Genomic DNA, 12,405 nt, shown 5'->3' with positions numbered 1-12,405 from the left:
TCCGAACCGCCCGGTATCCAGGGCGGTCAAGGCTGCCGCTGGTGCAGGGCCTCCATGACGTCCTCGTCCGTCAGCTGGTCGAACTCCTCGTACCACTGGCCGACGGCCATGAACGCGGCGGGCACGTGCAGGCACACCACCTCGTCGGCCTCGGAGCGCATCAGCGCCACGGCCTCGCGCGCGCCGACGGGTACGGCCATCACGAGCCGGGCGGGGCCCTGCCGGCGCAGGGCGCGCAGGGCGGCGCGGGCGGTGGAGCCGGTCGCCAGTCCGTCGTCGACGACGATCACGGACCGTCCGCGCAGTTCCGGAGCGGGCCGACCCTGGCGGTACAGCTCTTCGCGGCGGCGCAGTTCGGCGCGCTCGCGCTCGATGACGGGCGCGAGGTCGGACTCGCTCAGGCCCAGCCGCCGCAGGGTGTCCTCGTCCAGCACCGGCACCCCGTCGCCGGCCATCGCGCCGACGCCGAACTCCTCGTGGAAGGGCGCGCCGATCTTCCGTACGACAAGGACGTCGAGCGGAGCGTCCAAGGCCTGCGCGACCTCGGCGGCCACGGCGACACCGCCGCGGGGCAGCGCCAGCACGACCGGGTCCGGCAGCTCTCCCTCGTCCTGCATCTGCCGCAGTCGTGCGGCCAGTTCACGGCCGGCCTCCCGGCGATCACGGAACCGCATGGCACATGCCTCCCTCCGCGCGGAGACGGCACCCGAAGCACCTGGTCACACCCGCGTACCCGCTCCCCGGCACCCGAAGCACCACCGGTCGGCATGGGTCCGCGAGCGTCGGGCAGTCGAGGGTCATGGTCGGTGACACGGGCGACTACGGGCAGGCGCGGCGACCGGACGAGAGCGGGCACCGGGCGGTGGCGCAGGAGGACGAAGTCCGGATCGAGGCATGGGCGGCGAGCCGGGAGCACTGTCTCGCGGAGGCCGTGTCGGCGATGGTGGAGTGCTTCGCCGACGTCTCCGGGGTACGGCCGACCGGCGTGGACCGCATCCGTCTCGACGAGGCCAGCGACGACGATCTGCTGGCCGCGCTGCTGGACGAGGTTCTGTACCGGCTGGATGTGTACGGCGAGGTACCGGTGGACGTGGAGGCGAACGAGGCGGAGGGCGGCCTGGACGTGCGCATGGCAGTCGCCGACCTGTCGGACGTCCGCCTCACCGGACCCGCGCCGACGGCCGTGACCTGGGAGGACCTGCATGTCGCCCCGGGCCCGTGGGGGTGGTCGTGCGCGGTCACCGTTGACGCCTGACCCCACGTTCGGGCAACTGGCGTCCCGCCGCATGTCCGAAATGCGTCAGGGGTACCCCGCCCGTATGAACGGCATCGACATCGGCAGTGACGCCTTCGACGACAACACGTTCATCGCCCGCCGGCACGCGTACGAGGGCTCCAATCTCTCCCCTCCCCTCACCTGGCACGGCGTACCGGATGACGCGGAGGAGCTCGTCCTCCTCTGTGAGGACCCGGACGCCCCTTCGGGCAGCTTCGTGCACTGGATCGTGGTCGGCATCGACCCTGAGAGCGAGGGAGTCGGCGCGGGCCAGAGCCCACCGCGGGGCACCGAGCTCGTCAACGGCTACGGAAACCGCGGCTGGGGCGGCCCGCACCCGCCGCCGGGCGACGACGCGCACCACTACCTGTTCCGGCTCTATGCCCTCGCCGAACCGTGTGTGCTCCCGGACAAGCCCCGTGCGGACCAGGTGCACGAAGCGGTCGAGGAACGGCAGCTGGCGAGCGGCACCCTGGTGGGTCTCTACCAGCGCTGACCACCCCACGCCTCAGTGGGTGGGTGCCGCCGTGCTGATGTCCGCGAGGGCGGAGCGCGGGTCCTCGGTGGCGGCCAGGTCACCGAGGCTGACCATGCCCACCGGACAGCCTCCGTGTTCCACCACGGGGAGCCGGCGGACGGCGTGCCGCCGCATCAGCTCCACGGCGTGGTCGGTGGTGTCCTCGGGGTCGAGGGTCACCAGGGGCGGGCGTGTGCACAGCGCACCGACCGGCGTGACCTCGGGGTCGTGCCCTTCGGCGACGCCCCTGAGCACGATGTCGCGGTCGGTGAGCACACCGAACAGATCACAGTCGTACGCGACCAGGACGTCGCCGATGTCGTGCTCGCGCATCAGGCGCGCCGCATGCGCCACCGTGGTCATGGGCTCGACGGACGCGGTGTCCCCGGACATCACGTCCCGTATCCGCAGGGTCATGGCACCTCCCCGGTCGAGTGACCGGCCTGGACTTCCGTGTGCGCCGCGTAGCCCGCGTCGCCGGACATAAACCGGCGTTTGCCCGGGCGGGCCCCGACTCGCTTTGATGTGCCCGTCGTCGGCGGCCGTCGGCGGGAGCGGGGGACGGGCGGGGCATGGGGGACGGGCGGACGCCGCGGTGGCGGTTCGGGTGGCTGTGGGCGGCGTACGGGATCAGCACGTTCGGCACGCGGTTCGCCTTCGACGCGTTCGCGCTGATCGCGGTGCTGGTGCTGGACGCCCCTCCGGCCCAGGTGTCGCTGCTGGCGGCGGTGGGGCCCGCGGTCGGCGCGGTCCTGGCGGTGCCGCTCGGGCCCTGGGTGGAGTTCCGCCGCAAGCGTCCCGTGATGATCGTGACGGATCTCGTCCGGTGCGCGGTGCTGTTCAGCGTTCCCGTCGCGTATGTGCTCGACGCCCTCACCGTGGGCCAGCTGCTGGCCGTGTCGGTCACGGTCGCCGCGGCCGACATCACCTTCCACGCGGCGGTCGGGGCGTATCTGAAGGAGATCGTGCCGAAGGAGGATCTGCTCCGGGCGAACGGGCGGTTCGAGTCGACGAACTGGACCGCGACCATGCTCGGGCCTCCGCTCGGCGGGGCGGCGATCGGATGGTTCGGGCCGATGACGACGGTGGTGGCCGACGCCGTGAGCTATCTGCTCTCCGCCGGTGCGCTCGGCGCGGTCGGCGGCCAGGACCGGCGCCCGGTGCGCCCTGCCGCACAGACGCGCCTGCGGGCGGGCGACCTGCTCGACGGCTGGCGGTACATCCTGGCGAGTCCGGCACTTCGGCCGCTGTTCCTCAACACCGTCCTGGTCAACGGGCTGATCATGGCGTCCTCTCCCCTGCTGATCGTGCTGATGGTGGGTCCGCTCGGGTTCGCGCCCTGGCAGTACGGGCTCGCCTTCGCGGTGCCCTGTCTCGGCGGGCTGATCGGCGCGCGGCTGTCCCGGCGGCTGGTCGCCCGGTTCGGGTCGCAGCGGGTGCTGCGGGTCGCGGGGACTCTGCGGGCCTGCTGGCCGCTGGGGCTGGTGTTCGTGGGACCCGGCACGGCGGGGCTGGCGCTGGTCATGGTGATCGAGTTCGGGCTGATCACGAGTGTGGGCGTGTTCAATCCGGTGCTCGCCACCCGGCGGCTGGAGCGGACCCCGGCGGACCGTGTCGTCCGGACGCTGTCCGCGTGGTCGGCGACGAGCAAGGCGGCCATCGCCGCGCTGACCGCGCTGTGGGGGCTGCTGGCCGCCTTCACCGGCCCGCGCGCCGCGATCGGTGGCGCCGGCCTCCTGCTGCTGGTCACCCCGCTGCTGCTCCCCCGCCACGACCATGACGCGCCGCGACGGGACGAGCCGGCGCCCGCGCCGCTGCCCGCGGACGGAGCCTGACCGGCCTGGGTGGGGTGGTCCCCGCCCCGGCCCGCCATAACCGGCCCGCCGGTCTCGACGGCCTGCGTCGACGGCGTCGCAGCCGGTGGTCAGTCCGGTGGTCGGCGTGACGGCCGCCAGGGTGGCGGCGAGGGCGGTCGGACCGGGCGGTCAGACAGCCCCGGGGATCTCCTCGGTGACGCCGTTCAGCGGTGAGTCCGGGTCGGTGCCGTAGGGACGGGTGATGGCCTCGAGACCGTGACCGGCCGGTTCGAGGAAGTACACGCCGCGCCCGCCGTCGTTGCGGTTGATGCGGCGGGGGTGCTTGCCGTGCGGGTCGGCCTGGAAGGGGACGCCGGCGTCCACGAGCCGGGCGAGGATCGCGTCGAACTCCTCCTCGGAGACGAGGAACGCGTAGTGCTGTGCAGGGATGTCGATGTCGACGGTCGCGAAGTCCAGGGTGACGCCGTTGTCGGTCGTCACCGGGAGGAACATCCCGGCCGGTTCCCCGACCTCGAGGCCCAGGATCCGGGCGAGGAAACGGGCGGACTTCTCCCGGTCGCGGGTGAGAACGATGGTGTGGTTGAACTCGACTGACACGGTGCAATGCCTCCACGGGCATCCGCGGCGCCTCCATGCCTCACCCAGCCGGTGACCGACACGCGATGCCGCGCGGAAGAGCCTAGACACGGCGGCGGACGCCTGTCGAGCGGCCGAACGGCCGCGGAACGAGCCGGGACAACCGGCCGCCCGGCCCGTTCCGCGCCAAGGGCGCTGTGCGCTCGCGAAGGCCCGGGTCGGCGCACACCTGATCGCGAACGGCGCCTCACAGGGCCAAGTGCCGCTCGCCGCCCCTCAGAGCGATGTGCCGTGGCCGCCCTCGGCCTCGAGGGCCTGGTCCACCCGGCCCGCCACCCAGGCCAGGAACTCCCGCACCGCCGCCCCCGGCAGCGCGAGCGCCGACTCCCTGGGGAGTTCGAAGCTGCGCAGCGCCTCCGTGAGCAGCGGTCGGAAGTCCGCCTCGGAGGCGGCGACGATCAAGGCCGCCCTGCGCTTGGCGAACCAGTGCCCCGTGCGGCAGTACACGACGGAGCGGCAGCCGTTGAGGACCCGGTTGTCGGCCGCGTGTCCCTCGCCCTGGGCGTGCTCGCGCACGGAGGCGCGGAGCGCGGTGAGGACGGCGGCCCGCCGGGGCGCCGCGATCACGTCGCGGACCGGCCTTCCATACAGCGGGAGGCCGGTCTGGTGGGCGATGGAGCGGTCGAGGACGTACCAGAAGGCGGGGGACTCCCGGGCGTCGTAGCTGACGCGCTCGGGCAGGGACGGTCCGGTGTTGAGGTCCATGAGGTACCCGGCCGCGTCGGACGGGCGGACGGCGAATGCGCGGGGGTAGACCACCAGTTCGAGTCCGGCGGCGGGGCAGTGCAGGGCGGGGTGGGCGAGCTTGCGGGCCAGTTCGGGCAGCGACCGGCGCGGGAGCGCGTCGTCCACCACCACCGTCACGTCCACGTCGCTGCGTCCGTGGCGGTAGTCGCCGAGGGCCAGGGATCCGACGGCCAGGACGCTCACCAGGTGCGGGCCGCACACAGCCCGGGTGCGGTGGACCAGTTCGTCCAGGTAGGAGCGGAGCACGAGCGGGACGGGCGTACGGCTCACGCAGTCCGCGGGTGTCAGTTCCACAGTTCGTCGCTGTCGCAGACCCGCGCCCCCATGTTGCGTTCCATCATCCGCAGTGCGGCGTCCGCCAGATCGGCGTGGATATGAGCGACCGCGTCACGCGGAACGATCACGTCGAGGTGCCGGATGTGCGCGTCCAGCGAGGAGTACAGGACGCACTGCTCCGTCACCTGGCCGCACAGCACCAGCCGGTCGATGCCCTGCTGGGCGAGCAGATAGCTCAGCGGGGTCTCGAAGAAGATCGAGTGCCGGACCTTGACGACGAAGAGGGAGGAGTCGTCCGGCCGCAACGGCTCCACGAGATGCGCGTACGGCCCCGCCAGGGCCTTGTCGAGCAGCTCCCCATGATGGGAGCGCCACTCACCGAAGTTGTCGTTGACGTAGATGACCGGCACGTCGCTGCGCCGCGTGCGTTCCAGCAGGGTGGAGACGACCGGTACGACCGACTCGGCGGACGGCAGCAGCAGCTCGGCGTCCGGATGGTCGTAGGTGTTGATCATGTCGATGACGATCAGCGCGGTCTTGCCCATGCCCTCAGGGTTCCACCTGCACAGGCGAGTCAGACATGGCACTGCAGCACCACCGGGGACAGCCATCAGGGCCGTCCGGCCCTACCACCGCCGGGTACGGTCGCCCACCATGGACGAATGATCCACAGCGATGGCTTCCGTGCGCTCGACCGGCAGGAGTGCCTGCGCCTGCTGGTCAAGGCGCCGGTCGGTCGCGTCGTCTACACCCGGCAGGCGCTGCCCGCGGTGCTGCCCGTCAATTTCTCCCTGGACACCGACTCCGCCGTGGTGCTGTGCACCTCCGCCGCGTCCGATCTGGTGCGGGCGATCGACGGGGTGGTGGTCGCCTTCGAGGCCGACGACTTCCACGCCGAGCGCCGGGCCGGCTGGAGCGTGGTCGTCACGGGCCGCGCGGCGGTGGTCACCGACCCGGCGGAGCACGAGCGTCTACTGCGGACCGGCCCCCGCTCTTGGATGCCGATGCAGGACGGTGTGTTCGTCCGGATCGACGCCGAGATGGTGACGGGCCGTGAACTCACGGGCGTGCCCGGCTGAACCACCGCTCGCAGGGCCCGGGGCCGTCGTGTCACTCGTGTGCCGTACGGTACGCCTGTGACCGCCTACAGCCCTGAGAACACCCCGGGCCGCCATGGCCCCACCGCCACCGTGGAGGCCACGCCCGGTGAGGTGGGCCGGGTGCGCACCGAGTACTCGCCCGCGCACGACGGCGACCCCGACCCCGGGGAGATCGTCTGGACCTGGGTGCCCTACGAGGAGAACGACGGCCGGGGCAAGGACCGTCCGGTGCTGGTCGTCGCCCGGGAGGCGGGCGGGACGTTCCTCGCGGTGCGGCTGTCCAGCAAGCGGCCCTCCGCCGGGCCGGCGGGCGGGGGAAGAGAAGCCCGGGAGTGGGTGCCGATCGGCAGCGGGCCCTGGGACCGGGCCGGCCGCGACTCATGGGTGGATGTGACCCGGGTGCTGCGGCTGCACGAGGAGGGCATGCGCCGGGAGGCGTGCGCCCTGGACCGTATGCGGTTCAATCTCGTACGTCAGCGGCTGCGGGAGCGGTACGGCTGGAGCTGATCGCCGCCGGCCCGGACAGCAGGTCCGCGAACCCCCGCTCGAAGGCGGCGCGGACCGCGCGGTCGCGGGTGCGGTCCAGGATGCCGAAGACGACGTGCTCGAAGGCCCCCGCGAAACGCCCGCCGGGCTCCAGATGGGTCCGGAACGCCGCTGCCACCTCGGCGGGGTCGTTGCGGAACACCCCGCAGCCCCAGGCGCCCAGCACCAGCCGCCGGTAGCCGTGGGCGGCCGCGGTCTCCAGCACCCGCTCGGCCCGTGCCCGCAGGGCCCCCGGCAGCTCCGGCGCGCGGTCCGGCGCCGATCGGTGGATGACGCCGGCGTTGGGCGCGGGCGAGGTCAGGAAACCGGCCGTGAACGGCTCGTCCAGGAGGCGGCCGCGGTCGTCGCGGAAGACGGGCACGGCCGGTGAGTGGATCACCCGGTCGGAGTAGAACGGGTCGCGGTGGGCGCGGTGGTGGTCGTAGAAGCCGGGGGCCCGCAGCAGGCAGGTGTAGAGCGCGGAGGACCGGCACAGAGCCTCTTCCTGGGCCTGCGCGCCGTTGAGGTAGCCGCCGCCGGGATTGCGTGCGGAGGCGAAGTTGAGGACGGCCACGGGGCCGCCGAGCCGCCGGGCGGCCTGAAGGCTGCTCTCCCCGGTGACCTCGAACCGGGTCTTGGCCGGACGGAAGGGCGGGACCGGGACCGGGGCGGGACCGAACATCCGCGTTCCGTCGGCCGCGGCCCCGATGGCCGCCGCGAGGGACACCTCGTGCCCACCGGGCGCCCGGTAGACCCCGGCCGCGACGACCTGCTCGGTCTCGCGGGCAATCCCCCGCAGGCGCGCGCTCACGGCGCCACCCCCGTAGCCGCCGTGAGCGCGCACCGCGCGTTCCCCCTCGTCGTGCTCATGCACGCATCGTGGGTGATGCTGGTGAGGCGGCGCAACGGAGTTTCCGCCCCTCGGCGGGCCCGCGCGGCAGGCGGGAAACCCCGGAAAACAGGGCTGAGGAAGGGATGACTGGACCGGGACGCCCCGCCAGGCGCCCTTGTGCGGGGCGGCGTCAAGGTTTTGGGTGGACAGGTTGCTGCCGGCCGGGAGGGTGGAACCTCCGGGCCGGTGACATGGTTGGAACCCCAGGAGGATCCCGACATGTCCGATTCGGCAGGTGGCTGTACGCAGCCGCACCCCGCCGTCACAGAAGCCGAGGTGGACGCCCTGGTGCGGGGCATCTGCTTCAAGACCGGACCGCCGCGCCGCCTCGGTGTCGAGGTGGAATGGCTCGTCCACGAGCTGCGGGACCCGCGGCTCCCCGTGTCACCCGAACGGCTCAAGGCGGCGTACGCCGCCGTGCGGACCGTGCCTCTGAGGTCGACGCTCACCTTCGAGCCCGGCGGCCAGCTGGAGCTGAGCTCGCCGCCCGCCGCCTCGCTGATGGAGTGCGTCGGTACCGTCTCCGCCGACCTCGACGCCGTCCGCGCGGTACTGCGCCGGGACGGACTGGCCCTCGTGGGCCTCGGTCACGACCCCTGGCACATGCCCCGCCGCTTCCTGCGCGAACCGCGCTACGACGCCATGGAAGCCTGTCTCGACCGCACCGGCCCCGCCGGCCGGGCCATGATGTGCACCTCCGCCTCCGTGCAGGTGTGCGTGGACGCCGGGTACGAGGAGCCCGGCTCCCTGGGCCATGTGCGGCGCTGGTGGCTGGCGCACCAGCTGGGCGCGGTCCTGGTCGCCGTTTTCGCCAACTCCCCCCTTGCGGGCGGCCGGCCGACCGGCTGGCTGTCCACGCGCCAGCTGCGCTGGGCGCAGATCGGCACGGCCCGGGCGGGCGGCCCCGTGCTGGACGCCGACCCGCGCGCCGCCTGGGCCCGGCATGTGCTGGACGCGCCCGTGATGTGCGTGCGGGACGGGGACGGTCCCTGGCAGGTGCCCCAGGGGCTGACCTTCCGGGAGTGGACCAGGTCCGGGATGCCGCGGCCGCCGACCTGGGAGGACCTCGACTACCACGCGACCACGCTGTTCCCGCCGGTCCGGCCGCGTGGCCATCTGGAGCTGCGCATGATCGACGCGCAGCCCGGCGACGACGGCTGGATCGTGCCGCTGGCCGTGACGGCGGCGCTGTTCGACGACCCGGAGGCCGCCGAGACCGCGTATCGGACGGTGAAGCCGCTGGCCGAGCGGACGCACGGCATACCGGCACCGCACAATCCGCTCTGGTGGGACGCGGCCCGCGTCGGACTCGCCGACCCGGAGCTGCGCGAGGTGGCCGCCGCCTGCTTCGAAGCGGCCCTGCGCGCGCTTCCCCGGCTCGGCGCGGTTGGCGAGATCGTCGACGCCGTCGAGGCGTACCGGGACCGCTATGTCGCCCGGGGCCGCTGCCCGGCCGACGACACGCTCGACGAGCTGCGGACGACGGCCCGCGCCGGGCACGCCCGCACCACGCCCACGCACGGGAAGGAGGCCCCCTCATGACCGACCCGGCCCTCGACGCCGAAGCCCTGCGCGAGCGCGCGGTCGCCTCGCTGGTCACCGCCCGGGACCGCACGACGCGGCTCACGAGCTGTGTGGAGGATCCCGATCTGACCGCGCAGCACTCGCCGTTGATGTCGCCGCTGGTGTGGGACCTCGCCCACATCGGCAACCAGGAGGAGCAGTGGCTGCTGCGGGCCGTCGCCGGCCAGGAGGCGCTGCGGCCGGAGATCGACGACCTGTACGACGCCTTCGAGCACCCGCGCGCGGAACGTCCGAGTCTGCCGCTGCTGTCGCCGCAGGAGGCCCGCGGGTACGCCGCCGACGTCCGCGGCCGGGCGCTGGACGTGCTGGAGGCCACCGCGTTCGACGGGACGCGGCTGACGGAGGCGGGCTTCGCCTTCGGAATGATCGCGCAGCACGAACAGCAGCATGACGAGACCATGCTGATCACCCATCAGCTCCGCCGGGGTCCGCAGGCGCTGACCGCGCCGGACCCGGAGCCGGCGCCGCTGTTCACGGGCCCGTCGGAGGTCCTTGTGCCGGGCGGCCCGTTCACCATGGGCACCTCGGACGAGCCCTGGGCGCTGGACAACGAACGGCCGGCGCACCGGCGGGAGGTGGCACCGTTCCACATCGACACCACTCCGGTGACGAACGGCGCGTACCAGGCGTTCATCGAGGACGGCGGCTACAACGAGCCCCGCTGGTGGACCGCCGAGGGCTGGGCCCATGTCCGCCGCACCTCCCTCACCGCACCCCTGTTCTGGCGCCGGGACGGCGGGCAGTGGCTGCGGCGCCGGTTCGGGGTCACCGAGGCGGTGCCGCCCGACGAGCCGGTGCTGCACGTGTGCTGGTACGAGGCCGACGCCTACGCCCGCTGGGCCGGGCGCCGGCTGCCCACCGAGGCGGAGTGGGAGAAGGCCGCCCGGTACGACCCGGCCGGTGACCGGTCGATGCGCTACCCGTGGGGCGACGCCGACCCCGGCCCCGAGCACGCCAACCTCGGCCAGCGGCACCTGCGTCCGGCGCCCGCCGGAAGCTATCCGGCCGGGGAGTCGCCGCTGGGGGTGCGGCAGCTGATCGGTGACGTGTGGGAGTGGACGTCGAGCGACTTCGCCCCGTACCCCGGCTTCCGGGCGTTTCCGTACAAGGAGTACTCGGAGGTGTTCTTCGGGCCGCGGTACAAGGTGCTGCGCGGCGGTTCGTTCGCCGTGGACCCGGTGGCCTGCCGGGGCACCTTCCGCAACTGGGACCACCCGATCCGGCGGCAGATCTTCGCCGGGTTCCGCACCGCACGCTCGGAGACCGTCTGATGTGCCGTCATGTGGCGTATGTGGGGCCCGAGGAGCCGCTGGGCGAGCTGCTCGTGCGGCCCCCGCACGGCCTGTACCGGCAGTCCTGGGCACCCCGGCGACAGCGGTACGGCACGGTCAACGCCGACGGCTTCGGTGTGGGCTGGTACACGCAGGGCGATCCGGTGCCGGCCCGGTACCGGCGGGCCGGGCCCGTCTGGGCGGATCTGTCGTTCGCGGATCTGGCCCGTGTGGTCCGCACCCGGGCGCTGCTCGCCGCCGTACGGGACGCGACGCTGTCCGGTGCCGACGCCGAGGCGGCGGCGGCCCCGTTCGCGGCCGGGACCTGGCTGTTCAGCCACAACGGGGCGGTGCCGGGCTGGCCGGGCTCGCTCGCGCCGCTGGTGTCGGCCCTGTCCGCCGAGGACGTGCTGTCGCTGGAGGCCCGTAACGACTCCGCGTTCGTGTGGGCCCTGGTGCTGGCCCGGCTGCGGGCCGGCGACGACGAGGGACAGGCACTCGCCGAGACCGTCCTGGAGGTCGCCGAGGCGGCCCCGGGGGCCCGGCTCAACCTGCTGCTCACAGGCGGCGACACCGTCACCGCGACCGCCTGGGGCGACACGCTGTGGTACCTCTCCCGGGCCGGCGGCGGCACCGTCGTGGCCTCCGAGCCCTACGACGACGATCCGCACTGGTGCGAGGTCCCCGACCGCACCCTGCTCGCGGCGAGCGGTACGGACGTCCTGCTGACCCCGCTCAAGGAGCCCGGCGACCGCCTGACGTCCGCCGACCCACCCGTACCTTCGAGGGAGCCCCTTACGTGAGTCCGTTCCGTCTGACCCGCACCCTGCCCGAGGACACCGCCGGCGCCGCCCTGCGCGCCGATGTCCTCGAGGGCCTGACGAGCAGCCCCAAGACGCTGCCGCCGAAGTGGTTCTACGACGCCCGCGGCAGCGAGCTGTTCGAGGAGATCACCAGGCTGCCCGAGTACTACCCGACCCGCGCCGAGCGTGAGATCCTGCGCGCCCGCGCCGGGGAGATCGCCGAGGCGTCCGGTGCCCGCACCCTGGTCGAACTGGGCTCGGGGTCCTCGGAGAAGACCCGGTATCTGATCGACGCGCTCACCGGCCTGCACACGTATGTTCCCGTGGACGTCAGCGAGAGCGCCCTGACGGGGGCCGGGCAGGCGCTGGCCGCGGAGCGGCCGGGGCTGGAGGTGCATGCGCTCATCGCCGACTTCACCGCCGGGCTGACGCTGCCCGGGACCCCGGGTCCGCGGCTGGTGGCGTTCCTCGGCGGCACCGTCGGCAATCTGCTGCCCGCCGAGCGTGCCGCCTTCCTCGCCTCCGTCCGCGCCCTGCTGGCCCCGGGCGACACCCTGCTGCCGGGCACGGATCTGGTGAAGGACGAGCGGGTGCTAATCCGGGCGTACGACGACGCGGCCGGGGTGACGGCCGCGTTCAACAAGAACGTCCTGCACGTCATCAACCGGGAGCTGGGCGCCGACTTCGATCCGGACGCCTTCGCGCATGTCGCGCTGTGGGACGCCCGGAACGAGTGGATCGAGATGCGGCTGCGCTCCCGTACCGCGCAGACGGTGAAGATCCCCGCCCTGGAACTCGCCGTGGATTTCGCGGCGGACGAGGATCTGCGCACCGAGGTGTCCGCGAAGTTCCGGCAGGAAGGAGTGCGCGAGGAGCTGTCGTCCGCCGGGCTGGAGCTCACCCGGTGGTGGACGGACGGGGAGGGGCGGTTCGCCCTGTCGCTGAGCATCGCCCGCTGAGC

General features: G+C 73.2%; 15 protein-coding genes. 9 read left to right on the top strand and 6 right to left on the bottom strand.

Annotated elements, in window-relative coordinates; translation table 11 throughout:
• Positions 1 to 26 precede the first annotated feature (26 nt).
• Positions 27 to 674, bottom strand: coding sequence for a phosphoribosyltransferase family protein (locus AB0L56_RS11465; protein ID WP_361025069.1), 648 nt, complete (start codon positions 672 to 674; stop codon positions 27 to 29).
• Positions 675 to 799: 125 nt separating this feature from the next.
• On the opposite strand from AB0L56_RS11465, the gene AB0L56_RS11460 reads away from it, so the two are divergent.
• Together AB0L56_RS11460 and AB0L56_RS11455 are read left to right on the top strand one after the other, a co-directional pair.
• Positions 800 to 1,255: an archease gene (locus tag AB0L56_RS11460; RefSeq protein WP_365421701.1), complete on the top strand. Its 456-nt coding sequence runs from the start codon at positions 800 to 802 to the stop codon at positions 1,253 to 1,255.
• Between the two features lie 64 nt (positions 1,256 to 1,319).
• On the top strand, positions 1,320 to 1,772 hold the full coding sequence (locus AB0L56_RS11455; RefSeq protein WP_361025063.1) for a YbhB/YbcL family Raf kinase inhibitor-like protein: 453 nt from the start codon (positions 1,320 to 1,322) through the stop codon (positions 1,770 to 1,772).
• Positions 1,773 to 1,784: 12 nt separating this feature from the next.
• Here the strand turns inward: AB0L56_RS11455 and AB0L56_RS11450 are convergent, their stop codons facing one another.
• The gene (locus tag AB0L56_RS11450) at positions 1,785 to 2,210 is read right to left on the bottom strand and encodes a CBS domain-containing protein (protein WP_361025060.1); all 426 of its coding nucleotides are present in this window, start codon (positions 2,208 to 2,210) and stop codon (positions 1,785 to 1,787) included.
• A 155-nt stretch (positions 2,211 to 2,365) separates the two neighbouring features.
• On the opposite strand from AB0L56_RS11450, the gene AB0L56_RS11445 reads away from it, so the two are divergent.
• The gene (locus tag AB0L56_RS11445; protein WP_365421697.1) at positions 2,366 to 3,628 is read left to right on the top strand and encodes an MFS transporter; all 1,263 of its coding nucleotides are present in this window, start codon (positions 2,366 to 2,368) and stop codon (positions 3,626 to 3,628) included.
• Positions 3,629 to 3,778: 150 nt separating this feature from the next.
• Here the strand turns inward: AB0L56_RS11445 and AB0L56_RS11440 are convergent, their stop codons facing one another.
• The 3 genes from AB0L56_RS11440 to AB0L56_RS11430 all read right to left on the bottom strand — a co-directional run bounded on the left by AB0L56_RS11440 (position 3,779) and on the right by AB0L56_RS11430 (position 5,814).
• Entirely contained in the window at positions 3,779 to 4,207 is a 429-nt protein-coding gene (locus AB0L56_RS11440; RefSeq protein WP_365421694.1) for a VOC family protein, read from the bottom strand.
• Between the two features lie 255 nt (positions 4,208 to 4,462).
• The gene (locus AB0L56_RS11435) at positions 4,463 to 5,287 is read right to left on the bottom strand and encodes an aminoglycoside adenylyltransferase domain-containing protein (RefSeq protein ID WP_365421691.1); all 825 of its coding nucleotides are present in this window, start codon (positions 5,285 to 5,287) and stop codon (positions 4,463 to 4,465) included.
• A complete protein-coding gene (locus tag AB0L56_RS11430; RefSeq protein ID WP_365421688.1) occupies positions 5,278 to 5,814 on the bottom strand; it encodes an isochorismatase family cysteine hydrolase in 537 nt (178 codons plus the stop codon). The genes AB0L56_RS11435 and AB0L56_RS11430 overlap by 10 nt, the downstream gene beginning before the upstream one ends.
• Before the next feature lie 117 nt (positions 5,815 to 5,931).
• On the opposite strand from AB0L56_RS11430, the gene AB0L56_RS11425 reads away from it, so the two are divergent.
• A complete protein-coding gene (locus AB0L56_RS11425) occupies positions 5,932 to 6,348 on the top strand; it encodes a pyridoxamine 5'-phosphate oxidase family protein (RefSeq protein ID WP_361025045.1) in 417 nt (138 codons plus the stop codon).
• A gap of 57 nt (positions 6,349 to 6,405) precedes the next feature.
• Positions 6,406 to 6,876: a type II toxin-antitoxin system PemK/MazF family toxin gene (locus AB0L56_RS11420; protein WP_361025042.1), complete on the top strand. Its 471-nt coding sequence runs from the start codon at positions 6,406 to 6,408 to the stop codon at positions 6,874 to 6,876.
• Here the strand turns inward: AB0L56_RS11420 and AB0L56_RS11415 are convergent.
• Positions 6,830 to 7,705, bottom strand: coding sequence for a TIGR02452 family protein (locus AB0L56_RS11415; protein WP_365422090.1), 876 nt, complete (start codon positions 7,703 to 7,705; stop codon positions 6,830 to 6,832). The two genes, AB0L56_RS11420 and AB0L56_RS11415, sit on opposite strands and share 47 nt — an antisense overlap.
• A 300-nt stretch (positions 7,706 to 8,005) precedes the next feature.
• Between AB0L56_RS11415 and egtA the strand changes: the two genes are divergently transcribed.
• The 4 genes from egtA to egtD are packed head-to-tail and all read left to right on the top strand — an operon-like array spanning position 8,006 to position 12,403.
• On the top strand, positions 8,006 to 9,328 hold the full coding sequence (gene egtA / locus AB0L56_RS11410) for an ergothioneine biosynthesis glutamate--cysteine ligase EgtA (RefSeq protein WP_365421685.1): 1,323 nt from the start codon (positions 8,006 to 8,008) through the stop codon (positions 9,326 to 9,328).
• Positions 9,325 to 10,641, top strand: a complete 1,317-nt coding sequence (gene egtB, locus AB0L56_RS11405; RefSeq protein ID WP_365421682.1) for an ergothioneine biosynthesis protein EgtB — start codon at positions 9,325 to 9,327, stop codon at positions 10,639 to 10,641. The genes egtA and egtB overlap by 4 nt, the downstream gene beginning before the upstream one ends.
• Positions 10,641 to 11,444: an ergothioneine biosynthesis protein EgtC gene (gene egtC / locus AB0L56_RS11400; protein ID WP_365421679.1), complete on the top strand. Its 804-nt coding sequence runs from the start codon at positions 10,641 to 10,643 to the stop codon at positions 11,442 to 11,444. The genes egtB and egtC overlap by 1 nt, the downstream gene beginning before the upstream one ends.
• Positions 11,441 to 12,403 carry an L-histidine N(alpha)-methyltransferase gene (gene egtD / locus AB0L56_RS11395; protein WP_365421676.1) on the top strand — a complete coding sequence of 321 codons (963 nt, stop codon included), beginning with the start codon at positions 11,441 to 11,443 and terminating at the stop codon, positions 12,401 to 12,403. The genes egtC and egtD overlap by 4 nt, the downstream gene beginning before the upstream one ends.
• Positions 12,404 to 12,405 lie beyond the last annotated feature (2 nt).

The organism is Streptomyces sp. NPDC052079, assembly GCF_040680275.1.
In the GTDB taxonomy this organism is placed as follows: domain Bacteria; phylum Actinomycetota; class Actinomycetes; order Streptomycetales; family Streptomycetaceae; genus Streptomyces.
This window is presented reverse-complemented; position numbering and strand designations above follow the sequence as displayed.

What these genes read in the sequence shown, in the direction of transcription:
- AB0L56_RS11455 (WP_361025063.1), top strand. Translation starts at nt 1,320, where the DNA reads ATGAACGGCATCGACATCGGCAGTGACGCCTTCGACGACAACACGTTC.
- AB0L56_RS11450 (WP_361025060.1), bottom strand. Translation starts at nt 2,210, where the DNA reads ATGACCCTGCGGATACGGGACGTGATGTCCGGGGACACCGCGTCCGTC.
- AB0L56_RS11460 (WP_365421701.1), top strand. Translation starts at nt 800, where the DNA reads ATGGTCGGTGACACGGGCGACTACGGGCAGGCGCGGCGACCGGACGAG.
- AB0L56_RS11425 (WP_361025045.1), top strand. Translation starts at nt 5,932, where the DNA reads ATGATCCACAGCGATGGCTTCCGTGCGCTCGACCGGCAGGAGTGCCTG.
- AB0L56_RS11445 (WP_365421697.1), top strand. Translation starts at nt 2,366, where the DNA reads ATGGGGGACGGGCGGACGCCGCGGTGGCGGTTCGGGTGGCTGTGGGCG.
- egtB (WP_365421682.1), top strand. Translation starts at nt 9,325, where the DNA reads ATGACCGACCCGGCCCTCGACGCCGAAGCCCTGCGCGAGCGCGCGGTC.
- egtC (WP_365421679.1), top strand. Translation starts at nt 10,641, where the DNA reads ATGTGCCGTCATGTGGCGTATGTGGGGCCCGAGGAGCCGCTGGGCGAG.
- AB0L56_RS11465 (WP_361025069.1), bottom strand. Translation starts at nt 674, where the DNA reads ATGCGGTTCCGTGATCGCCGGGAGGCCGGCCGTGAACTGGCCGCACGA.
- AB0L56_RS11430 (WP_365421688.1), bottom strand. Translation starts at nt 5,814, where the DNA reads ATGGGCAAGACCGCGCTGATCGTCATCGACATGATCAACACCTACGAC.
- egtA (WP_365421685.1), top strand. Translation starts at nt 8,006, where the DNA reads ATGTCCGATTCGGCAGGTGGCTGTACGCAGCCGCACCCCGCCGTCACA.